Raw genomic sequence first — 22847 nt, 5'->3', positions numbered from 1 at the left:
AGGGGCTGGTCGTGTCAGCCGGGTGGGCCGTGGACGGTGTCGAAGAGGTGTGTCCAGGCATGCTGCCAGGGCCAGTTGTGCGGCAGGTGCAGGGTGATGCGTCGTGCGGAGCGGGCGATCCGGGCCGGAACCTGGACCAGGTGGGTGCGGAGAGTGGCGGTGGTGGCCTTGGCGTGGAAGGCGGAGGCCAGTGCGCCGGCCGCCCGCAGCAGGTTGCAGGTCATCGCCCACAGGGTCAGCCAGGCGGAGTTGGCATGGAAGTGTCCCGAGGGCAGGTGGGCCAGGGCGGAGGCTTTGCTGTCGGCGATGACCTGTTCGACGACGGCGTGGTGGCGGTGTTCTTGCTCGGCCTGGAGGGTCCGGGCGGGATTGTCGGTGAAGAACGGGTGGTAGCGCCAGACGGGGAACAACTCGCCCTGCTCGCCCACGGTGGCGGGTTTGGCGAGGTCACGGACCCGGCGCACGATCAGCCGGGCCGTGACCCGCGAGGCTTTCCTGCGGCTGACGAAGGCGGCGTAGACGGGTATCTCGGCGACTTCGGCGTCCGGGATGAGGTCGCCGGTCTCCGGGTCGGGCACTGCGGTCGGGTAGGTGATCTGCTGCCAGGCGGTGTCGGGGATGCTGTGGATGGCCCGTTTGATGGAGGGGTTCATGCCGGTGGTGACCGAGAAGTGGGCGCCGGCCCGGCGGCAGGCGGCGATGACACCGGCGTTGTAGAACTGCGAGTCCGCGCGCAGGATGCGCATGCCGGTGCAGCCGGCCTCGACGGCGGTGGCCAGGGCCTCGCTGACGAGTTTCGGGGCGCCGCGGGAGTCGGCGGCTTTGCCGCGGCGCATCCGCACGGTGGCGATCACCGGCCGGGAGGCGGGGGTGCAGATCGTGGCGAGCAGGGGGTGCAGGGTGCGGATGCCTTTGAACCGGCCGTACTCGGCACCCTGCTTGGCCCGGCCGTAGACGCGTTTGTGGGTGGAATCGACATCGATGAATGCCTTCTCGTCGGAGCCGGGCAGCAGCGGGGTGTGCGCGGCCAGTTCCGCGAGGAACCTGCGGTGGACAGCGTGGAGTTGGAGGGCATGGCCATGGGTGAAGGAGCGGAGGAAGGTGCCCAGGGTGGACGGGGCACGGATCCCTCGGAACACGGTCGGCATCGCGCCGTGGCGCAGCGCGCCCAGGTCGTCGATGCTGTCGGCCCCTGCGGCCATGCCGGCCACGATGCTGGTGACCTTGGCGTCCGCCGCCGCACCCGCGCCGTTCTTCGCCCCGGTCAGCCTCACCTTCTCCGTCACCAGCCGGGGCAGACCGCACCGCCCGGCCAGTCGCATCACCGGGACCAGCCCGGCATGCGCGATCAGATTCGGGTCATCGAACACGGCGGAGACCGCCGCTGGCGTGTGGGAAACTTGCATCTCGGAAGTGCCTTGCTGATTATGCGTGCTGGAAGCCTGAAGAACTCCCATCATTGCAGGTCACAAGGCACTTTCTTGTTTTCCAAGACGTTATCCACAAGGCGTCCGGCGGTGGATCAAGGCTTAGTGGCCGCAGGACGAGGGCTTCTCTCCTGACTCCGGCGGCCCGCCTTCCGAGGAGGAACGCACTGCGCCCAGAACGGGATCTTCTGGAAGGTATTTATTGACCAAGCGGAGCAGCAAGACAGTCAATACGCCAATAAGAGGGGAAGCGATTTCTAAGTAGACATTACTCATGATTGACCTTTCCGGAATGCCAGCCAACAGGCCCCGGCAGCCAAGGACGTTCCGATGTAAAGAAACAGGTTTGCCACTCTCTGCTCAGGCGAGTACTCGACCTGAAATTCAACCGCTGCAGCCGATGCCATGAAATATCCGGCAGCTAATAGTAGCCCAACGAGAGCGCGGGATGTCAGTAGTGCCGCTAGGCACAGTATGCCGATCACACCACCGAACGCTGCATAGACAGTGGGAAGCCAGGGCCCCGAGTTAGGGTCCAGAGTTCCTTGTTCGAAAGATTCTATCGCCTCATAAGCGGTATTGCCCAGGCAGCTGATTCCGAATCCAAGAGACGCAAGCCTCACCAGACCGACGCGGTCGCTCATTCTTCTTCCTGCTTTCCAATCAAGATCGACATGCTCGTGGGCAGATCCGCCTCCAGCCCTGGCTCGGGAGAACAGACCTTTCGACGGTGATTTCACGTGCTCACTGCCCACAGGTCCGGTACATCGTTGTTCGCCGGCAAGCGAGCAGTCCCTCCCTCACTCCTCAGTCAACTTCCAGGCTTACCTGTTTCCATATAAATGGCATGCCCAAAATTTCATATGCCCCTCTTCCCTGCACTCTCGGATCCGAACAAATCATCCTGCTGCAGGGCGTCACAGATGAAAGATCAACAAGCTGCCGTTCAATCAGCATGAGAACCACGCAACATGACGATAAAAAATATCCAGCCGACGACTTCCAGCACCCCTGACGAAAAAAGCACCAAGAACATTCCTGTAAAGATTCCGACAACGCTGAAGAGGCTGTTGAAATCATCATGCCCTCGCAGCTTGCGCATCCTCTCCGCAATGAGGTCACACTCCTCCACCAGAAGTTGGTGTGCGGCGGAGCCTGCAGGAAGGTTTTTGATACTTTCTCCTCTTTTACTCAACTGCAACCGCAAATCTTCAATCCGACGCCTACGACGGTGCAACATGCACGCACCCTCCTCTCTGTGGCAATACTCCCGTGCGGTAGCGGGTTACGGGGGCGGGGCAGGGTGGTCCCATACCCCGACCCCGTAACTGGATCTTGTTGAGGTGTCCTGGCCGGGCGCGACCGGTGTGAGTGAACCGCAGGCAACATCTCACGGGTGCCAGCCAGGTCGTTGCTGAGACCCCACGCCGACGTACACGTGAACGGGATCTGGCGCTAACTTGCGATGGTGCTGGGCCGAGCTGGGCATCAACCAGATATGCAGTTCAGGGCATTGGGGGTGAGTGCTGCCGCATCTACGGGATGTGGTTGTGGAGATGGCCGAGCGGTGGGCCACTACGCTCGACACCCGGGTCCGCTGTGTTGCGTCGCCGATGGTGCAGGACAGCATGCCGCCGGATGCAGGGCCGCTATATACGAAGGCTGGCGGATACGCCTGTCCGCGGTGTCCGCGGTCATGATCGAGGTGCTGGTGCGCCGATTCGAGTACAGGGCGGCTGACTGCCCAGCGGTGACGTTCGCCGAGCAGATCATCAGGCTGACCGGCCCACACGCCAGATACCAGCCACTACTCATGCCTCCGGGCACCTGAGGTGACCTCCGGGACGGGGCCGGATGACGAGGTGATGCCGCCGATGCTGCACGGCATGCCCCACTCCCGCAGTCGGCCGCGCCGTATCGTCGCCACCATGCTCAAGCTGGCTGCCGTGCAGCAGGGCAACTCCGCACCTATAACGGTCGATACACGGGTCAGCCGCGACCTGAACCTGGAATACTGCGCGGTCCACCGTTATGTCCGGAACCCCCGATGTCCGGCAGCTGCTGGTCAAGGTCACTCAGCAGCGCACGAAGCTCGCCGGGGTGTGGGGCGTGCGTGGTCACGGTTGCACTGCTGGTAGCAGGCAGACAGTTCGCGGTGATCGTCGTAGGGAGTCAGAGCGTTGACCCGACGCCCGGGCAGAGCGCAGGACAACCGCAGGGGTGTTCTGTCCAGCCATGCGATGACCTGCACGTTCATCCCGTGCCGCTTGTGTTTTCCGGGAGAGGTACAGCTCATCCACCTTGATGCAGTCCGTCGTGATCAGGGTGGCGTCGATGACGGCGAAGTCGCCTTCGCCCGGGCCCACCATGGTCTCGTGCAGATCCGGGACCCATGTGCCCAGAATCGCGACGGTCTCGTATATATCTGCCAGGCTGCCGCCTCGGAGACCCCGGAACCGGTGCTCGCATACGCGAATGTCTCGTTCTTCCGCAGATACGCCAGCGCGGGAAGAGCCTGCCTGAAACAGCCCAGCTGCTGCCACCTGATGCCCCATTCATATGCCTTCGAACGTAGGCCGACCGGAAGGTACACCCAGCCAGCTCATGCTGGACGCCGGGCATGGCAGAACGCGCAACCACCGAAGCCCCCGTCATTGGTCGTGATCAGTAAAATCACCACGGCCAACGATGAGGGGCTTTGCCATGTAACCCACCTGACCTGCTCTTTCGCCCTCGCGTGACAGGACGGAGGAGGTCCACTGAGCCTGCCAGTCCATGAACTTCACCCAAAGGGGAACAAAGGCGCTCAAAACCCCATGGTGATGAGCAATAGTGACATGTCTTCGGAGCTTCGTCAACGGAGGTGACGGCTGGTTAGGTTGCACCCGTTCTCGAGGCGGGGAGGCAGGGCTGGTGCACTCTCAGAGCAAGATCGATTACCTGAAGTCCACGGTCTCAACATGACTGGTAATGATCGACCTCGGCAGCGACATCCTCCCAACCCTCCGACGGGCGAGGTTGCCGCCAGCCGACGCGGTGGCACGGCTGTGCGCGAGAGACACAGACCGGCCAAAGACGCGAGCCGCCGAGTTCGGGTGCACCAGACGGCGACTTCTTTCCGTCCTTGCTCTGAGGGGCGTGCCGGCGTGACAGAACCCTTCGCCGTTGGGTCCGTGATTTCACTCATCACACCAGCAACTGGGAGGCTGCGGATTCTGCATGACCTCGCATCGCGAGGTCCAGCGCCTCCGGGACCGCTCCATCTCACACCTCCAGACGGGACCGGGTGATACCTCCATTCGATGGCACACGTATCGCGGTCCAGTTGCCAGAACGCTGATGGGCATGCAGGGTGGATTCATCTGAGCCCGTCTGCAGAGCAAGGGGAATTCAGTGATCATCGAATATTTCCGGATACTGACTTCCCTTATGCAGCACACCGCGCCCTCGCCGGATGTTCCCTGTGGAGCTACTGTCAGCCTGCGGGAATCCAGATACACAAGGCCAGGCAGTTTTCCCGTTGCGGGGATGAACTTCTGTCGTCCGAGTGTGTTTGATACTCAGACTCAAGATCCTTCCAGAGGCAGGGCTGGGGAATGCGGGGAAGCCGAACGGAGTCTCAGCAGACATCTGCCGCCGGACAGATGTCGCCCGGGTGCGCAGGCCCGGCTTCTTCTCGACCCAGCTGCTTCTCACTCACTTCGCGAGCACAGGGCAGTACGGGCTCAGTTCGCGGCCGCATGCTTGCAATCATTACAGGGACCGGCTCCTCGGGGCTGGCCCCTCCGTAGAAAATCGTCTGGAGTTTCCCCCCAACTCTCCAAGTCACAGGTCAGGAACACCTCATGATCTCCCCTCGTACTCTTCCTCCTGCTCTGCGCGGAGGCGCCTGTTCCACAATGCTGATCGCGGTTTGTGCCACTCTGCTGGTCGCGTGCAGTACCGGGGCGCAGGGGCAGCTTTCGGGTTCCAGGAGTGCGCACCCCAGTCCGCGTATCGTTTTCCACCCAGCGAACGGAGCTCGAGGAGTGGCTCCAGATGAGCCGATTACCGTGCAGGTCGAGCATGGATCTCTCAAATCGATCGCTCTTACAGGTCCCGAAGGCCAGCGTGTGCCGGGGCGGGCAGGAGACGGATGGTTCATCCCGGGACAGAGACTCGCGACGAACACCTCCTACCAGGTGACCGCCAGAGTGGGAACCGATGCCGGCAAGGAAATCAACCAGCGCATTACCTTCACCACGTTTGACCCGGACAGCATCAGGGGCTTCGATGAGGACATCGCCTCTTTTGATCTCGTGCCCGCACCCGGCTCCGCCGTCGGCGTCGGTCAGCCCATCTCCCTCGTCTTCGACCGCCCAGTCAAGAACAAAGCCGACATTGAGCGACGGCTCAAAGTGATCACCCACCCGAGAACTGAGGGGTCTTGGGGATGGGTTGAAGAAGTCACCGGACGGGACCGTATCGACTGGCGGCCCAAGAACTACTGGAGACCCGGGACCGAGGTCATCCTGACCACTGACCTTCACAATGCCCCGCCTGCCGAGGATGACTGCTCACCCCGCCCGTCCTCCACCCACTTCGTCATCGGACGGAGCCAGATCGCCCGGGTAGATCTCGCCGCCCACACCCTGACGCTCATCCGTGACGGCAGGCCGGTCAGGATACTCCCGGTGACCGGTGGGACTGCCGAGCACGCTACCTGGAGCGGCATACTCACGCTGATCTCGAAGGAAGGCACGGTACGTATGAACTCCCAGAGCGTCGGCATGGACGACGCCTACGACCTGACTGTGCAGTATGCGATGCGGCTGACGTTTTCAGGCACCTATGCCCATCAGGCCGAGTGGGCCGAGTCCACCATCGGAACAGCCAACACCAGTCACGGCTGTCTCGGGATGAGGTCCGTCGATGCCGCCTGGTTCTACGACCAAGCACAAACGGGAGACGTATTTGAGGTGTCCGGTGGCAAACAGACCGTGACACCTGGCAACGGGTACGGGGACTGGAACCAGTCGTGGGCTGCCTGGCAACAGCGGTCCGCCCTCCACTGACACCACGCCGGACATCCCCGCAAGCCCGCCTCCCCACGTGAGCGCACGGGCCGCATACCTCCAGCCCCCGTCATGACGGTGGCCAATACCAGGACTGGACACATCAGGCAGCCACAGGCACCGGGCATCCCGAGCGCCACAGCCTGGCGAAGAGCCGGGGTACCGGCGCAGCCCGAGCTTGGTTGCCTGCTACGCGGCCCTGCGCATTGTTCGGCTGCGCACAGCAAGCAGCATCGGCACCTCCGCCTGGTATTACCCGTCCAGCAGCTACACGCCCAAACCTAGAGAAGATCGGATCGGCAAACCTGAGAGAAGGAGCCAAGTCCATGAACGTTCTCCGGAGAGTCGACGGCACGCTCCGTCGGGAAGCTGCGGCGGTCTGCAGGTGGGCGGCACCATCTACGGGGAGAGGCCGCTGCCAACGCCATGGGCGCAGCGCCTCGTTGGCGGGTGGTGAAGTGCGCCGCTGTGGGAAGGGCCAACGGGCACCGGCACGTCAGAAAGTGCCTCAGAGCCTCCCGCAAAGTGGGAGAATGAGTCGGCTGACTGAGTCGCCGCGGCATACGGTATCGCGCCCCCGAAATTCCAAGCGCTCCTGCTGGGGCGTGGCCTTTCGAACCTTGGTGCTGGTGCTTGTGGTCGGCATCGTGTTCGGGGCTGCTCCGCCCGAAGCCCACGCCACGCCCATGGGTCTCAGGGCCTTGCATGTTGCTGCCTCGAAGAAGGGGGCTCTGTACAGGTACGGGGCTGATGGTCCGTATCATTTCGACTGCTCGGGGCTGGTGCGCTATGCGTTCAGGAGGGTGGGCAAGCGGCTCCCCCGTACGGCGGCCGGCCAGTATGGCCGCGCTCTCCATATTCCCGCCGCCGCACGCCAGGCGGGCGATCTAGTCTTTTTTCACTCCGGCCGGGCCGTCTATCACGTGGGTATCTATGCCGGGAAGAGTCGGGTCTGGCACTCCCCCAGGCCTGGTGGGAGAGTGAGGCTCGAGAGAATCTGGACCACTCAAGTGTGGTATGGACGTATACGTTGAATTTGCTACCAGGCCTTCCGTGCCCTCGTTGTCATAAGCCTCTCAGGTGTACAGCCTGCGGTGTGGCGGTGACGGTGTGTTGGCTGGGGTGTGACATACGGGGCAGACCTCTGGTCGGCGAGTAGCCGAGCTGCTGCGCCTGCGGAGGTGCCCTGTGTTCTCCTGTGCTGCTGACGGCCTCGTGCCGCGCACGGAGCTGCCCAGTTCCTTGTTCTTCTGCTTGCTCGCGTCACTGCTCTACTGGTTCTTCGCCAGCGTGCTGTTGGTGACTGCTTTCCTCCCGCCGTTGAATCTGGTCCGCCCAGGGAGCGGGGAACGCTTCGGGATTTCGGGGGCCGGTGTGCCGTGGTCTGGGGGTGGATGGACTGGGTCCCGTAAGGCGAACGTGCATACGCTGACACCAGGCCCATCTGGTCGCGCTGGTCGAGTGCGGGACGCGGGCACTGCTAGTGGATCGTCGCTGCTTACCGGTAGTTGTGCCGTGTCTGACAGACTGGCGTCTGGCGAGTTCCAACCCACTTGCCATACAGGACTGTTGTCATGGGTTCGCAGAAGAAGCGGCCAGTCAGGTTGGCTACGCAAGATCGTGAGGAATTGATCCGGCTGACCAGGACGGGTGTCCGCGCGGCTTCGATGATCATGCGTGCGCGGGTGCTGCTCGCGCTGGACACCTCGGTGGGTGAGGTGGACTCCAAGGGGGCGATCGCGGCCCGGCTCGGTGTTTCCGGTGAGACACTGCGGCTGGTCGCCAGGCGTTTCGCCGAGGCCGGCGGGGATGTTCACGCCACGATCGCGCGGAAGAAGCGCGACCTGCCGCCGGTGCCCTCGCCGGTGACCGGCGAGGTCGAAGCCCGGCTGATCGCGATGGCGTGCTCACAGCCGCCCCAAGGCTATACGCGATGGTCACTGCGACTGCTGGAGAAGCACGTCGCGATGGTCGAGGACATCCCCGACCTGGACCACTCCACCATCGGGCGGATCCTAAAAAACGGAACTGCGCCCTCACCTGAAAAAGTGCTGGACCATCCCGCCACGGGCGAACGCACAGTTCGCAGCACGGATGGAAGACGTCCCTGCCGTCTACGCCCGCTCCTACGACCCGGCACGACCGGTGGTGTGCATGGACGAGAAGCCCTGCCAACTCCTCGGCCACGTCCGCGAACCACTCCCCGCCCGCCCCGGGAACGACACCTGCCAGGACAATGAATACATCCGCTGCGGCACCTGCTCCATCTTCGTCTGGACCGAACCCCTGCGCGGGTGGCGCCGCACCCAGGCACTCTCCCGACGGACCCGCATGGACTGGGCCGGCCAGGTCAGGCAGCTGCTGAACGTGGACTACCCCGACGCACAGACCGTGGTGCTGGTGATGGACAACCTCAACACCCACAACATCGCCTCACTGTATGAGGCATTCGAACCGCAGGAAGCCTTCACCCTGGCCCAACGCCTCGAGATCCACCACACACCCAAACACGGCTCATGGCTCAACATCGCCGAGATCGAACTCTCCGCACTCACCCGGCAATGCCTCGACCGCCGCATCGACGACCTCAACACACTCAACACCGAACTCACAGCCTGGCAGAACGCCACCAACACCGACCAACGCCAGGTGAATTGGCAGTTCACCACCCACGATGCACGCACCAAACTGCGCCACCTATACCCCAAGCATTAGCCACGACGATCCGCTGGCTCCCGGATCCGCTTGCGTGCGGCGGCGAGCTCGGCCTCCAGCGGGGACTGCGGCGTCGGGGCCGTCTCGCCCCGGCCTCCGGGCCGACCCGCGCCAGCCTCCCGGGTCCAGTTCCGCAGCGTCTCCGGATTGATCCCCAAATCGGCGGCGACCTGCTTGATCGTCGCCCCGGGACGGGATTGGAAAAGGGCGACCGCGTCCTGCTTGGACTCGGCCGGATAGTGCTTCATGACCACGGCATGTCCGTTCTCAGACTCTCAAGATCTATATGCCTCAGGTGTCCAAGATCCGGGGTCATGGCTCAAGGCCGGGTAGTTAACGTTTCCGCAGGTCATGCAAGCCCGTTGAAGTGTTTCCGACGCAGAACAACGGAGCTCGTTGGTACAGGCAGTCGACCAAGACAGCTTGTTCCCGAGGAGCTCCGTTGCCGTCTCATCATGTCCTGCCTGCTCCGGTGATGGCCATCACCCGTACGGTCACTGTGGCCGCGGGGAGGTTCGCGCCCGGTCACCTGGGCGAACTGACGGCCGTCGTGCCGTTCGAGTTGGTCGACGCGGTCCTGTCGGAGACACGGACAGTGCAGCGGCGGCTGCGTGACCTCCCTTCCCGGGTCGGGGTCTACTTCCTGCTCGCGATGTGCCTCTTTCCCGAGGTCGGCTACCGACTGGTCTGGGACAAGCTGACCGCCGGGCTGGCCGGGATGCCGGTTGTCGCTCCGACACCGAAGGCCCTGCGCGATCTGCGCCGCAGGCTGGGAACCGCGCCGGTGAGGGCGTTGTTCGAGGTGCTGGCGGGACCGCTGGCCCGACCAGCGACACCCGGGGTGCGGTTCGGCCCGTACCGGACGGTGTCGTTCGACGGCTGTAGTTCACAGAAGGTCGCAGACTCCGAGCGGAACCGGGTCTGGCTGGGTCGGACGTCTCATCACGGCTATCCGACGGTGGAGTTGATGACGCTGGTCGAGACAGGGACGCGGGCCTTGCTCGGCGCGGTGTTCGGACCGCCTGCCGGCGGCGAGACCGGTTATGCCTCCCGGCTGCTGCATCTGCTGCGGCCCGACATGCTGGTCCTGTGGGACAAGGGCTTCGACGGCAACAGCTTCCTCGCCGCCGTGACCTCGACCGGTGCCCAGGTGCTGGGCCGGCTCCGCGCCAACCGCCGTACTCCGGTCCTGACGCCTCTTGCCGACGGCTCGTACCTGTCGATGATCGGTGCCGAGAAGGTGCGTGTCATCGACGTGAACATCACGGTGACCTGCGCGGACGGCACCGTTTTCACCGGGTCCTACCGGCTGGTCACGACCCTGACCGACGCCCGCCGCTACCCGGCGTCCACGCTGGCGGGCCTTTATCACCAGCGATGGGAGCACGAATCTGCGTACTACGCGCTCCGCCACACGATCACGAGCGGGCGCGTCCTGCGCTCGGGCGACCCGGTCGGCGTCGAGCAGGAGATGTGGGCCCTCCTCACGCTCTACCAGGCCCTGCGAACCGTGATGGTCGAGGCCGCGGAGTCCCTGCCCGGCACCGACCCGGATCGCTGCTGCTTCACCGTCGCCGTTCAGACCGCTCGTGACCAGGTCGTCCAGGCTGCTGGCATCGTCACCACCGACTACTCCGCCGCCACTCGCACCGGACTGATCGGGCACCGGATCCTGGCCCGCCTCCTCCCACCCCGGCGGCAGCGGGTCAGCACGCGCAAGGTCAAGTCGCCGATGTCCCGTTACAGCACGCGGCACGACGACGGCAGGCCCGACACCAGCCGCACCATCACTCACCTCACCATCAGCGTCATCCGGCCCTCCGAACCGCACCCCCAGCTCCCCGCAGTCTCCCGCGACGACCGAAATGCCGTCCCCGCCGAGCGCCGCCGTCACCGGATCCTGACACTGCTCGAAGAAGACCCCACCCGCCTCTGGCGCCCCCGCGACATCGCCTCCCATTTCGGCGACATCACCATGGAGACCATGTACCGGCAGCTCTCCAGATGGGCCGACAGCGGCCTCATCCACAAACTCGGCCCCGGCCTCTACGCCGCCACAGCATGGACACCAACTCCCCTTGCATGACCTGCGGAAACGTTAACTACCCGGCCTTGGGTCATGGCTCCTTCCCAGGTCCTCGCCGCCGCTGAACGCGGTGGCACGATCACCGGTCATCAAGAATGGGCGTCCTGTCGCCCGCTTCGTCCCCATTGAGGCGCACGAGGTCCCGCCCTACCCGACCGACCCCATGGGTGACATCGACCTGCCCCGGCTTGATCTTCCCGATCTCACCAACGACGAGATCGAGGACACACTCCGGGGAATGGGTTTGTGAGCCGGGTCGTCATCGCCGACACCAACGCCCTGTACCGGCTGCTGGACCAGAAGATCACCGGACACGAGGCCCACAGGAGAGCCTTGGCCGCGATCAGCCATCTTGTCATCTCCCCGCTGGTCCTGGCCGAGCTGGGCTGCCTCATCACGAGCAAGAAAGGGCTCATACACGGCGATCGCGGCCGCACGGTTCATCGAGACGAACACCGCCACCCGGCGGTTCGAAGTACCGCCGGTCGGGCCTCACCTGAGCGCAGCGATCGCCGTGGCACAGGGATACGCGGACGCTGACGGAGGCGGAGGTATCGGTCTGGCCGACGCCATGAACGTGGCCCTGGCTGCTGTGTACGGAACCGACCTCATGTTCACCACGGACCGGCACTTTCGCATGGTGCGCCCCTTGACCGGCCACCAGGCATTCCGGCTTCTGCCCGACGACCTGTAACGGAGGAAAGCCGGGTGTAGGGGGCGTGTACGGATGTTGGCTCTTCCAGACATGCCCGCAGCGTCATTCTCTGGTGTCAGTGTTGCTGACCGCGGCCTGCACGGTCCTGGGCGCCGTCCAAGTGGCAGTGCCGACTGGCGCGGCACCTGAAGCGTGGAAACATGAATCGTGTACGTGTGGGTGCACTGTGCGTGCCCGGCGGTTGGGTCATGTCCTGTGTGTGAGGCCATGCTTGCCGTCTTGCTCCATTCCAATACGCTCGGGCAGAAGACTGGCCAGGAGTCCGGCATGAGCATCGTGTCGGCAAGGCTTGCTCTGCCGGGGCGTGAAGGGATCTGGCGTTGTGCTGCTCGGCAGGGAGACCGTACGCGATGTCGGAGCCCGGGGCCGGAGACCGGCTCCGAAGGAACTGCAGCAGCATGCCCAAGCCAGCTCTTCGAGCTTCTCAAGGTGAGGTTTCATTCTGGGCTGCGCAGGCTGGTACACGGCAGGGGCGGTCCGGTGAGCAGGGTGGTTCAAGGGCAGTCCAGCGGTTGCTGCTGGTCAAGCGCTGCCGGGAAGGTCGAGCGGGAGGCTGTGCGGGGTGTAGTTCATGGCGAACAGGCCTTTGGCAGTGTTGCTGTATCCGGCTCGGCGGAGTGTGTCGCTGGCGAGGCTGAGCAGGATCGCCTTGCTCTCCGGTCCGCGGCCGTCCGCCTCGGATATCGCGCTGGCTGCGCTGGCCGCCCTGGTGGGAGTCAGTGAGGTATTCAGCGGGGTAGGCGATCGGGCGGTTTTCCGGTTCCCGACCATCCCGGCTGTGCTGACATCCGTCGCCCTTGGTGCGCTCCTGCTGGTACGCCGCCGTTTCCCCGTCACCGTGGCTGCGATTGTCGGGTTGATCGACTGCCTCGTCGTTGATGTACCGGCACTGGTCCTGGCCATGTACACGCTCGGCCGGTACTCCCGCACGCCCTGGACCTGGGTGGTCGGAGTGTCAGTAGTGGCACTGAACGCCTTCTCACCCGCCGGCACGCACACCCTGACCCTGCAGTTCCTCAGTTATGCGGCGGTCTTCGTCATCATGCCGGTCGTCGTGGGTGCGCACATCAGAACTCGGCACGAATTGATACAGGCGCTCTCCGACCGGGCGAACCGGATGGAGCGCGAGCAGATGCTGGCTGAGGAACGCGGGCGCAGCGAAGAGCGTAACCGCATCACCGGGGAAATGCATGATGTGGTTGCGCACCGGGTGACTCACATCGTGCTGCATGCGGGTTCGTTGCAGATGAACGTCGGCAAACGGGATCAGGAGTGGATTGCCGGACAGGCCGATCTCATCCGGACCACTGCCACCAGGGTCCTGGAGGAGTTGCATGACATCCTCAGAGTGCTGCGGCGCGGTCAGCCAGGGGTGGCCCAGCTAGCCCCGCCTCCGGGTATCGACGCCATTCCGCCTCTCATTGCTGAGACGCGGAAGGTGGGCCTGCAGGTCGAGGAGACCTGCAGCGGGGCACCACGCCCTCTGCCGCCGCAGCTCGAGCAGACCATCTATCGCATTGTCCGGGAATCATTGACGAACGCACTCAAATATGCACCGGATTCTTCGACCAGTGTGGGACTCTGCTATGCGCCCGGCCGTTTCGATGTTCATGTCTCCAATGGCCCTTCATCCGGAAAGTCTGTCTCCGGGGTGCCCAGTGGTGGCCAGGGGCTGGTCGGTCTTGCCGAGCGGGTCGAGCTGCTGGGCGGCAGGTTTCATTATGGTCCGTCGTCCGACGGCGGTTTTCGTGTGGAGGCTTCTCTCCCCACGCTTTCCGCACTGCCGAGAACCCATAGCCAGTCGCCCAGAGGGGAAGAAGAGGCATGATCAGGGTAGTTCTGGTCGACGACGACGCGATTATCCTTCAGGGGCTGCGCGGCATTCTGGAGGCTGCCGAGGACATTCAGGTCGTCGCTGAGGGGCGGGATGGCGTTGCGGGGGTCGAGCTGGCCCGGTCGATGCGTCCCGACGTCGTACTGACAGACATCAGGATGCCGCGCATGGACGGTCTCGCGGTGACCGCCGAGATTTCCGCTCTCCCTGACCCGCCGAAGGTCATTGTGCTGACCACGTTCGGTGAGGAGGACTATGTACGCACGGCGCTGCGCAACGGGGCCGTCGGGTTTTTGATCAAGGGGGCGGGGCCGGAGGAGCTGATCCAGGCGGTCCGGGTGGTGGCCGAGGGCAACGCGATGCTCTCTCCGCAGGTGACCATGGGACTCCTCGAGGATCTCAGAGGCACGAGGCCGGACGGCGTCACCGCTAAGGAACGGGCCCGGCTGGAGACTCTGACGGCCAGGGAACGTGAAGTTCTCGGCGCCGCAGCCCGGGGGCTTCCCAACCTGGAGATTGCCCAGATCCTGCACATGAGCGAGTCGACGGTGAAGACGCACTTCAGCCGGGTGCTCACCAAGCTGGAGGTCACCAACCGCGTGCAGGCCACGATCCTGGCTCGTGATGCCGGCATCGTGGGCTGAGCAGGGTCGGAGGCCTGCGGCGGCCACCGGGGTGTTACTGGAGGCCGCTTCGGTGCCGCACTTGGCGGGCACGGTTGCGGGCCAGCCGGTCTGCAGGAAAGGCTCAGCACCCGGCCAGCCGGGTGCTGAGCGCTCAGGTCCTGCAGTCGCTCCAGCGGCCGCGCCAGGGTCGGTCCCGGCTATCAGACGTCGGCGAGAGCCCGCTCGCGGGGGTTCTCGCCGTCCCCGCCTGGGTGCGTGTCCGCGCAGGCAGGGATCTGGCTGGTGATCGTCTCGCGCCCCCACCGCCTGAGAGCAGGCGGCACTCACCTGCAAGCACGGGTTCGGCTACCACCCGCTGCTGTGCTTCCTCGACAGCACCGGCGAGACCCTGGCCGGCCCGCTGCGACCGGGCAACGCCGCCGCCAACACCGTCGGCGATCACATCACCGTGCTGGACGCCGCGCTCGCCCAGATCCCCGACGCCCGCCGCCACGGCCCCGACAGCCTCATCCGTGCCGACAGCGCCGGATCCGCCAAAGCCTTCCCGGCCCATATCCGCGCTCTGCGCTCACGCGGGATCCGCACCATATTCTCCGCATTCTCCGTCAGGTGCTCCGTCACCGAGCCTCTCCGGCGCGCGATCCGCCAGCTCCCGGACTGCCTCTGGCACACCGCCCTCGAACAGGACGGGGCCCTGCGCGAAGGCGCCCAGGTCGCCGAGCTGACCGGCCTGGGCGACCTGCCCGGCCATTCCGAAGGCACCCGGATCATCGTCCGGCGCGAACACCCTCACCCCGGTGCCCAGCTGTCCCTGTCGGCCTGGACGCGGGCATGCGCCATCAGGCCTTCCTCGTCGAGGAGCGCGCATCCGCTGCGGCAAGACCACCGGATTCGGCCGCTTTCCCTCCCACCGGTTCCAGATCAACGCAGCCTGGCTGGAGCTGGGCCTTGTTGGGACCGGCCTGCTCGCCCGGGCCCGCGTCCTGCTGCTGGACGGCGAACTGGCCACCGCCGAACCGAAGAAACTGCCCTACCGGCTGCTACATATCGTCGCCCGCATCACCCACGGCGGACAACGCCGAACCTGCAGATCCCCGCGGCCTGGCCCTGGGGAAACGAACTCGTCAGGGCCTTCGGCCAACTCGCCATGCTGCCCCGCCCGGAGAGCTGACACTGCTGCCCCTGCCCGCTCATAACCGGGAAGGACCAGGAGAACCCGGCCACCGCGTCAGTACCCGGCGTGCCCGCAGATAGGCAACAGGCCGAACAGTAATCGATCACAATTAACCACTCCGGCCGGAGCCTAACCAAAACGGCGAGGCTAGAGCATCAGCATGGCTTCAGGAGGACGCTGATGCTGCGGGGGTCCGAGATACGCGAGTCGCTGCCTGACGGTCGCCCCCACGAGCCCATCGGGGCCCCAGGCTGAAGAGCTGAGAAGTCAGACATCTCGCTCGACAGGCCGGGGTCCCTACCGGGTTCACCACCGTCTCGAGTCATCCCGGTCGGTCGCCGTTCCAGGAAAGCTGAGTGGGACGGTGCTCCGCCTGTGCCGTCGCCCGCTACTGGTCCCCGATGGACTGCAGTGTGTTCAGCTGGGCCGCACGGCGGGCTGGCCAGGCCGCTGCCAGGATGCCGACAGCCAGTGAGAGCAGCAGGAACAGGCCAACGCTGCGCCATGGGATGGACATTTCGTAGCCGGGGAACGCGCCGTGGAGCATTTGTCCGCTCGTCCAGCTGAGGAAGAGGCCCAGCCCGATACCGGTCATCGCGCCGAACAAGGAGATGACCAGGGATTCCAGGCGGATCATCTGTTTGATGCCGGTACGTTCCATGCCGATCGCACGCAGCATCCCGATCTCGCGGGTGCGCTCGAAGACCGACATGGCCAGGGTATTGACGACGCCGATCGCCGCGATGGCCACGGACATGCCCAGCAGGCCGTATAGCAGGTAGAGGATCGTGGTGATCGGTCCGGCGGCCTCCTTGCGCAGCTCGTTGTGGTCCTGGATCTTCAGTAGCGGGTTGTTGTCCAGGTGGCTGCGGATCTTGTCGCTCAGCCCGGCGGCTTTGCCGTCCTGGGCCTTCACCAGGATTTTGTTGGCCCTGTCCTCCCCGCGTGTATGGTCACTGATGACCTGGGGGACGGTGAAGGCGTCGGAGACGATGTCGTTGTTCTTGTAGACAGCGGAGACTTTGAGGCGCTCCTTGGAGCCGGTGTTGAAGTCCACCGGTACGGTGTCTCCCATTTTCCAGCCAAAGCGCTTCGCGGTCTTATCGGAGATCGCGAAGCTGCCGGCCTCGACGTCGTTGAGTGAGCCGGCGAGGAGGAGCAGGTCGGTGACATGGCGGAGTGCTGCCGGGTCGATGCCCTTCATGGTGGCGTGGTCATGGCCGATGGCGAAGCCAGTGCTCTGGACGGGGACGGCGGACTGGACCCCAGGCACCTGGGCAGCTTTCCTGGCGGTCTTCGAGGATAGGCCGCCGGAGGAGGAACTGGTGATCTGGTAGTCGGCGGTCAGGTCCTGGGTGCTCCGGAGTTCCATCAGCTGCTGCGAGCCGGTCATGGCGACCGTCACTGCCGTGATCAGGGTGAGGCCGACCATCAGCGCGGAGGCGGTCGCGGCGGTACGGCGCGGGTTGCGCAGCGCGTTCTCCTTGGCGAGCTTGCCGCTGACGCCGAAGAGGTGGGTGGTGACCTTGCCGGCCAGGGTCACCAGTGGCCGGGAGAGCAGTGGGGCAAGGATGATCATGCCGGTCACTGTCACTGCCGAGCCCAGCATGGCAGTGGATACGCCGCTTTCGTTCCGGAGCGTGGACACGTACAGCATGATTGCCACGCCGAGCATGGTGATGGCTGTGCCGATGGAGTTGCGGACCGTCAGGCCGCTTGGCGCAGGCGTCTGGTCGGCACTGTTGAGTGCCTCGATCGGTGCGATCTTCGCAGCCTTGCGGGAGGGCAGCCAGGCGGACAATACGGTTACCAGCACACCGACCGTAAGTGCGGAGAGTACCGCCGTCGGGCTGATGACCAGCGGGCCGTCCGGGAAACCCGGGCCGTTCGCGCCGAGCACGGCAAGCACGCCCCGGGCGATGCCCAGGCCGAGGAGGAAGCCGACGGCGGAAGAGGCGAGGCCGAGCAGGGCTGCCTCGGCCAGTACCGAGCGAACGACCTGTCGGCGGGAGGCGCCGAGCGTGCGCATCAGCGCGATCTCGCGGCGGCGCTGGGCGATGAGCATGGTGAAGGTGTTGGCGATGATGAAGACACTGACGAACTGCGCGATACCGGCGAAGACCAGCAGAGTCTTGCTCAGGGCTTTGTTGTCCTCGGCGATCATCTGGGACTGCTCGGCGGCAAGCTGAGTGCCACTGGTCGCCTTGGCGCGGTCCTTCGGAAGGATCTCCCCGACCTTGGAGGTCAGGGCCTGGTCGTTGCTGCCGGGCTCGGCTGCCACGAGGAATTCATCGAACTGGCCGGGGCTGAGGAACAGTTCCTGCGCGGTGGCGGTGTCGAAGAGGGCGAGGCTGCCGCCCGCTGTCACCCGGGGATCCTCGGTGCCGACGATGCCGACGAGCTTCTTGGTGATGACCGGGCCGTCGGTGGCGAAGCGGACGGTGCCGCCGATCTTGTGGCCGCCCGTCGCGGCGGTCTTGGCTTCCAGTGCGATCTCGTCGGACGCAGCCGGGCCACGGCCCTCCTTGACCGGGTAACGGCTGTCCTTGCCGTCCCGGCCAGGCTGGTAGTTGGCCGCGATGTGCCAGTCGTTGCCTATGGGCTGGTTGTCTTTGCCCACGACGGTAGCAGTGCCGTTGACGTTGGAGCGTACAGACTCAACGCCTGGCAGCGAGCGGATGCGGTCCGCCAGATTGCTGTCGAGGGCGGTGATGTTCTTGCCCTCATCGCTGCGTGAGGGCGCCTCGCCGGAAGGGACGGACGGCTGCACGGAGACGGCCACGTCCTTGAGGTTCTTGGCCGAGGCATTCTTGACGGCCGCGCCGACGGTGTCGCTGAAAACGAGGATGCCGGAGACGAAGGTGACGCCGAGCATGATGGCAAGCGCCGTCATCAGCAAGCGGGCTTTGTGCGCAAGGACGTTACGCAGGGTGGTACGGAGCATGATGGAGGTGTCAGTCCTGGAGTCCGGGTACGGCGGCGGGGGTGTCAGCTGGTACGGCCCTTGGCGTCGAAGCGCTTCATGCGGTCGAGGACGGCGTCGGCGGTGGGCCCGTGCAGCTCGTCGACGATGCGGCCGTCGGCGAGGAAGACGACACGGTCGGCGTAGGAGGCGGCGACGGGGTCGTGGGTGACCATGACGACGGTCTGGCCCAGCTCGCGGACGGAGTTGCGCAGGAAGCCGAGGACCTCGGCGCCGGAGCGGGAGTCGAGGTTTCCGGTGGGCTCGTCGGCGAACATGATCTCGGGCTTGCCGGCCAGGGCGCGGGCCACGGCCACGCGCTGCTGCTGGCCGCCGGAGAGCTGGTTCGGCCGGTGCTTCAGGCGCCCGGAGAGGCCGACGGTGTCGACGACCATGTCCAGCCACTTCTGGTCGGGCCTGCGGCCGGCGATGTCCATGGGGAGCGTGATGTTCTCCAGGGCGGTCAGGGTCGGCAGCAGGTTGAACGCCTGGAAGATGAAGCCGATCTTGTCGCGCCGGAGGCGGGTGAGCTTCTTGTCGCCCAGGTTGGTCAGCTCGGTGTCACCGATGCGGGCGGATCCGCGGGAGACGGTGTCGAGGCCGGCCATGCAGTGCATCAGCGTGGACTTGCCGGAGCCGGAGGGGCCCATGATCGCGGTGAACTCGGCCTGCCGGAACTCCACGGAGACCGAGTCCAGCGCGACCACCTGGGTCTCGCCGTGTCCGTAGACCTTGGTGAGATCCGTGGCGTGGGCAGAACAGACGGGCGGAACCTGGTGCAACACGGCAACTCCTGTACATACGCTGAAAGTACCCTCACATTTTTACTCAGCCATCCGGCTGCCAGCTCATCCAAATGACCCGAATCCACCCACCGGCCAAGGGTGTTGCAGGGCATCAGATGTCATCCTCTGGGACCATCCCCGTAACCCCACAGAATGACGTCACTCGCCCATCCGGCTGACGGCCTGTCAACGGGACCGCCGGGCGGGACCCGGCGTCGCCATGACGCGCACCCGCTGCCTTCATACTGGCCGCCGCCCTGCTGGTGTGGTGCCGACGGCACTGTCAAGCCGGCCGCTGCGGCACGTTGGCTGCTGAGGCTTGTGGAATGGTCTTCAGGTTGGCCATGCCAAGACGTGCCGCCTGTGGACAACGCAGCACTGTCGCGTGCAAGAGGCTGAGGTTCCCGGGGATTAGCACGTACAGAGTGCGGCCATGACCCCGGCGGATGTACCGGGTTGACGCTCTCACCCAGTTGTCTGTACTGCCCCCGTACAGTCTTTGCGGACCCGTGCGCCGCATGAGCACAGCGAAGCGCGGGGCAAAGGCAGTCTCAGGACGACCGGTGGACCCGGAAGCGGCACGGCAGCTGATGGTACGGAACAGCTGCAAACCGAAGACAGTGTTCATCAAGGCCAAGAGTGAACAGCCATACATCTGCACCCGTTACAGGGCGGGTATCGAGCCGGCCTACGACTGCATCCTCAGGATGGCAAAGAGGCACGGCGGCTCCCCGCACGGCTGCCGGGACTGCGCCGACTGTGAACGGGCCGAGACGTTCCGTCTGGACGAAGCCGGGGTTCGACGGCCCAGCCGTTCACTTGAGTCGATGCCTTTGCGGGCGATACGGACGTCAACGTGCTGGCTGTGCAGCCATTGCCACAGGTCAGGGAGGTCATAGGCTTTGTCGGCATGGAGTCGCTCAGGCTTGCAGCGGTCGCTGTGGAGTTCGTGTCCTATATGGAAATGGGTCACCATCGGCTTCAGCCCGAGGCTGTCGTGGACGTTGGCCGCGGAGACTCCGACGTGTAAAGGCAGTCCGCTCGCGTCAGACAGGATGTGCATCTTGGAACACGGCTTTGCCCGGTCCACGGGCGACGGACCCGCAAGCCCCGCAAACTCCGCGCCGACAAGACCTATGACAACATCGAACTGCGCCTGTGGGTCCGCGGGAAACGTAACCGCGGCCAACGGCATCAGGCAGACCCACGCACTCGCCGACAGCATCCCGCCCGCGGCCGGACGCACGGACGCACGCGCAGACGCCCCAGTGCCCTTGCGGCAAGGGGCTATGACAGCAGCCCCAGCCGCCGGGAACTGGGCAAGCACCGCATCCTGCCGGCCATCTCCCCACAGACGCCCCGGACACCGAGGACCTGGGCAAAATCCGGTACCCCGCCGAGCAGACCTTCCCGCTCCCGCACCAGTTCAAGCGCCGCGCCGTCCGCTGGGAACGACACCTCGACCTCCACGGCACCCCGTCTCCCTGGCCTGCGGCCTCATCTGCCGGAAACGCCTGACCAACCCCAAACCATGATCCCGATACGAGCTCCCGCCTAAGCAGAGTGCCAGTTTCCCAGGCCCCCCTTTCCTTCCTGCGCCTGACCAAAACTCAGCAAGGAAAGGGGGAAACTCATCATCAGCTACCAGGCAACGCAGGGAAGCCCCTGCCTCGCGGTAGCCTCGCCCAGACCGCAGACTGCCAAAAGGACGGCTTCCGGATCGGGCTCTGCCCGGTTGCGGAGATCGGCGGTGCACCCATCAGCACTTGGCTATGATCTTCCCGATGATCGCCCCAAAGATCATTCCGATCTCGCCGTCCTGGTATGTGCCGCGGGCGTCAGAGATGTTGCTGCCCAGCGACACACCCGACAGTGCCCTGTCATAGTCGTCGCACTTACTGCCCTTGTCGTAGGTCCCCTTGACCAGGGTTGCACCGTCGCCAACAACAAATCCCACCAGTGCTCGGTTCCCGCCGCCGAACTTGCTGGAGTCGACCTTATGCGACTTAAAATCTGAGCTTGCGGGGACCCCCCAGGTGTTCCCACCCTTGTCTATACCCGACACACCGTGCCTCATCGACTGCACAGTGTAGTTGTTCTTGCCGGAGAACGGGTTCTCCCAGCCGACATTGACGAGCCCGCCGCCGTCAAATTTGTACTGGACCCTGGCGCCGGTCCCCTTCAGGAAAGTCCCCTTGGTCCCGATGTTGGCGCTCTGGCCCGGCTTTATCTCCTTCGGAGGCTTGAGGCTCTTGGAGTAATAACCGTCGTACAGGTCTTCCCAGTCGAGACGCATGGTCTTGTCCGTGCCGTTGATGAGGACAACTTCAGTGAAATTGTCACCGCTGTGACCCGACCCGCCCTGCATCGCAACGGAAAGGTCCCACAGGGACTTTTGCTCGGCAGCGCTCGCCGGAGCTGCGGCGAGGGCGGTGACCGCAACAGCGCCCACCGCAACGGACAGCACGCTCTTCGTTATCGTCTTCACAAGACGCCTTCCTGATAAGAGAGTTGATACACGCGGCTTTGACTCCACTCCGCTCTCGCCACCCGAGAGGCCGCTAAAAAGATCATCGCAAATGCGCGGCACCCCTGTGCCGGACCAAGGTCCTCACCCTCCGGGACCAAAGTCCCGAACGCCAGCCCCCCCCTGAGCATGGAAGTTCATCAACTAGCCTTAATGTGCAATCTCTTGACACTGCATCAGCTCTTCCGCAGGCGGGCGACTGGAGGGGACCAGTGCCGTTGCACCAGCCGATAACTCTGCGGAACCGATGCAGGCCGGGAGCGGAGAGGATACCGGTGGACATATGCGGCCTTGACAGCCGAATTCACGGCTTCCTCGGCCGCGTCGTCCAGGACCAAGCCGACGTGCCCCGTGGGCTGCGACAGCACCCACCCGGCCGCAGACTCTCCCGACGAGCTTCGAGGTCCGCTCATTCAAGGTTTTCTCAGCAACCGATTACGTGGAAGAGAAGTCCGGCCTACATAGCCCCTAAAAGCATAAGAACCCCCTGGCAGGAGGAGACTTGAGCAGTCCCTCGCCCGAGGAGGCTTCACGTGCTGCTCAGTCGTACCGTGCTCAGCGCCCGAGCCCAGGCCCGGAATCCTCGCCAGCCTGCCCCGCGCGACCGGCACGCACCACCGTTCTCGCAGTTCCAGGCACATTGCGCCAAAGCGGTGCTGTTCCGCGGTACTTCTGTACCCACGCATGTGCACCTGGGACACCGGCACCTCACGAACTACCGGACACCGCTACCTGCACGGAGGCACCCAGATTCCCAGATCCGAGGCTCCCGGTCCCGCAGCGATCCTGGGAGGCTGCCAGCAACAGGGACTGCTGTTCACAGTCCTGGACCGCACCCTCATCTGCTGCAGCCCGGACCAAGTCTTGCCCGGCCTCTGCGAGGACGCCCACCGCGGCCTACCCGCCTTCACCAGCAACAGAACCTGGCTCCTGAATCCTGGA

The 22847-nt window shown here is 64.7% G+C and carries 14 protein-coding genes and 3 pseudogenes; 10 read left to right on the top strand and 7 right to left on the bottom strand.

Annotated features, from left to right (window positions below):
* Positions 1-14: 14 nt before the first annotated feature.
* On the bottom strand, positions 15-1406 hold the full coding sequence (locus DXZ73_RS37185; RefSeq protein ID WP_116209103.1) for an IS1380 family transposase: 1392 nt from the start codon (positions 1404-1406) through the stop codon (positions 15-17).
* A gap of 967 nt (positions 1407-2373) precedes the next feature.
* The gene (locus DXZ73_RS38590; RefSeq protein WP_162889916.1) at positions 2374-2667 is read right to left on the bottom strand and encodes a hypothetical protein; all 294 of its coding nucleotides are present in this window, start codon (positions 2665-2667) and stop codon (positions 2374-2376) included.
* Positions 2668-5272: 2605 nt separating this feature from the next.
* Between DXZ73_RS38590 and DXZ73_RS37180 the strand changes: the two genes are divergently transcribed.
* The 4 genes and pseudogenes from DXZ73_RS37180 (at position 5273) to DXZ73_RS38905 (ending at position 9196) form a co-directional block, all read left to right on the top strand.
* Positions 5273-6481: an Ig-like domain-containing protein gene (locus DXZ73_RS37180; RefSeq protein ID WP_116209105.1), complete on the top strand. Its 1209-nt coding sequence runs from the start codon at positions 5273-5275 to the stop codon at positions 6479-6481.
* A 533-nt stretch (positions 6482-7014) separates the two neighbouring features.
* Positions 7015-7515 (top strand): C40 family peptidase, encoded by a 501-nt coding sequence (locus DXZ73_RS37175; RefSeq protein WP_116209107.1) that lies wholly within the window; start codon positions 7015-7017, stop codon positions 7513-7515.
* Between the two features lie 540 nt (positions 7516-8055).
* Positions 8056-8439: pseudogene (locus DXZ73_RS40745) on the top strand (helix-turn-helix domain-containing protein); the annotation flags it as partial.
* Positions 8440-8509: 70 nt separating this feature from the next.
* Positions 8510-9196: an IS630 family transposase gene (locus DXZ73_RS38905; RefSeq protein ID WP_338059169.1), complete on the top strand. Its 687-nt coding sequence runs from the start codon at positions 8510-8512 to the stop codon at positions 9194-9196.
* Here DXZ73_RS38905 and DXZ73_RS37165 read toward each other — a convergent pair.
* The gene (locus DXZ73_RS37165) at positions 9193-9444 is read right to left on the bottom strand and encodes a transposase (RefSeq protein ID WP_162889918.1); all 252 of its coding nucleotides are present in this window, start codon (positions 9442-9444) and stop codon (positions 9193-9195) included. The two genes, DXZ73_RS38905 and DXZ73_RS37165, sit on opposite strands and share 4 nt — an antisense overlap.
* 194 nt (positions 9445-9638) lie before the next feature.
* On the opposite strand from DXZ73_RS37165, the gene DXZ73_RS37160 reads away from it, so the two are divergent.
* From DXZ73_RS37160 to DXZ73_RS40740, 6 genes and pseudogenes are all read left to right on the top strand, one after another.
* Positions 9639-11282 (top strand): IS4 family transposase, encoded by a 1644-nt coding sequence (locus DXZ73_RS37160; RefSeq protein ID WP_162889919.1) that lies wholly within the window; start codon positions 9639-9641, stop codon positions 11280-11282.
* 70 nt (positions 11283-11352) lie between these two features.
* Positions 11353-11532, top strand: a complete 180-nt coding sequence (locus DXZ73_RS37155; RefSeq protein WP_240351025.1) for a hypothetical protein — start codon at positions 11353-11355, stop codon at positions 11530-11532.
* Positions 11529-11822, top strand: a complete 294-nt coding sequence (locus DXZ73_RS37150) for a PIN domain-containing protein (RefSeq protein WP_425315802.1) — start codon at positions 11529-11531, stop codon at positions 11820-11822. Before DXZ73_RS37155 ends, DXZ73_RS37150 begins: the two co-directional genes overlap by 4 nt.
* 746 nt (positions 11823-12568) lie before the next feature.
* Positions 12569-13825, top strand: a complete 1257-nt coding sequence (locus tag DXZ73_RS37145; RefSeq protein ID WP_116209111.1) for a sensor histidine kinase — start codon at positions 12569-12571, stop codon at positions 13823-13825.
* Complete coding sequence (locus DXZ73_RS37140) at positions 13822-14475, top strand: response regulator (protein WP_116209112.1); 654 nt, start codon at positions 13822-13824, stop codon at positions 14473-14475. Before DXZ73_RS37145 ends, DXZ73_RS37140 begins: the two co-directional genes overlap by 4 nt.
* Positions 14476-14800: 325 nt before the next feature.
* Positions 14801-15628 (top strand): annotated as a pseudogene (locus tag DXZ73_RS40740) (transposase); the annotation flags it as partial.
* A gap of 391 nt (positions 15629-16019) precedes the next feature.
* On the opposite strand, the gene DXZ73_RS37130 reads toward DXZ73_RS40740, so the two are convergent.
* The 4 genes and pseudogenes from DXZ73_RS37130 to DXZ73_RS37110 form a co-directional block, all read right to left on the bottom strand.
* The gene (locus DXZ73_RS37130; protein WP_116209114.1) at positions 16020-18575 is read right to left on the bottom strand and encodes an ABC transporter permease; all 2556 of its coding nucleotides are present in this window, start codon (positions 18573-18575) and stop codon (positions 16020-16022) included.
* A 44-nt stretch (positions 18576-18619) separates the two neighbouring features.
* The gene (locus tag DXZ73_RS37125; protein ID WP_116209115.1) at positions 18620-19378 is read right to left on the bottom strand and encodes an ABC transporter ATP-binding protein; all 759 of its coding nucleotides are present in this window, start codon (positions 19376-19378) and stop codon (positions 18620-18622) included.
* Between the two features lie 799 nt (positions 19379-20177).
* A pseudogene (locus DXZ73_RS37120) lies at positions 20178-20480 on the bottom strand (transposase); the annotation flags it as partial.
* 657 nt (positions 20481-21137) lie between these two features.
* On the bottom strand, positions 21138-21866 hold the full coding sequence (locus tag DXZ73_RS37110; protein ID WP_116209117.1) for a hypothetical protein: 729 nt from the start codon (positions 21864-21866) through the stop codon (positions 21138-21140).
* Positions 21867-22847 lie beyond the last annotated feature (981 nt).

Source organism: Streptoverticillium olivoreticuli subsp. olivoreticuli, assembly GCF_003391135.1.
GTDB lineage: Bacteria > Actinomycetota > Actinomycetes > Streptomycetales > Streptomycetaceae > Streptomyces > Streptomyces blastmyceticus.
Note: the sequence above shows the minus strand (reverse complement) of the source record. Positions and strands in the feature narration are given on the sequence as shown.

What these genes read in the sequence shown, in the direction of transcription:
- DXZ73_RS37185 (WP_116209103.1), bottom strand. Translation starts at nt 1,406, where the DNA reads ATGCAAGTTTCCCACACGCCAGCGGCGGTCTCCGCCGTGTTCGATGAC.
- DXZ73_RS38590 (WP_162889916.1), bottom strand. Translation starts at nt 2,667, where the DNA reads ATGTTGCACCGTCGTAGGCGTCGGATTGAAGATTTGCGGTTGCAGTTG.
- DXZ73_RS37180 (WP_116209105.1), top strand. Translation starts at nt 5,273, where the DNA reads ATGATCTCCCCTCGTACTCTTCCTCCTGCTCTGCGCGGAGGCGCCTGT.
- DXZ73_RS37175 (WP_116209107.1), top strand. Translation starts at nt 7,015, where the DNA reads ATGAGTCGGCTGACTGAGTCGCCGCGGCATACGGTATCGCGCCCCCGA.
- DXZ73_RS37165 (WP_162889918.1), bottom strand. Translation starts at nt 9,444, where the DNA reads ATGAAGCACTATCCGGCCGAGTCCAAGCAGGACGCGGTCGCCCTTTTC.
- DXZ73_RS37145 (WP_116209111.1), top strand. Translation starts at nt 12,569, where the DNA reads ATGGCGAACAGGCCTTTGGCAGTGTTGCTGTATCCGGCTCGGCGGAGT.
- DXZ73_RS37140 (WP_116209112.1), top strand. Translation starts at nt 13,822, where the DNA reads ATGATCAGGGTAGTTCTGGTCGACGACGACGCGATTATCCTTCAGGGG.
- DXZ73_RS37130 (WP_116209114.1), bottom strand. Translation starts at nt 18,575, where the DNA reads ATGCTCCGTACCACCCTGCGTAACGTCCTTGCGCACAAAGCCCGCTTG.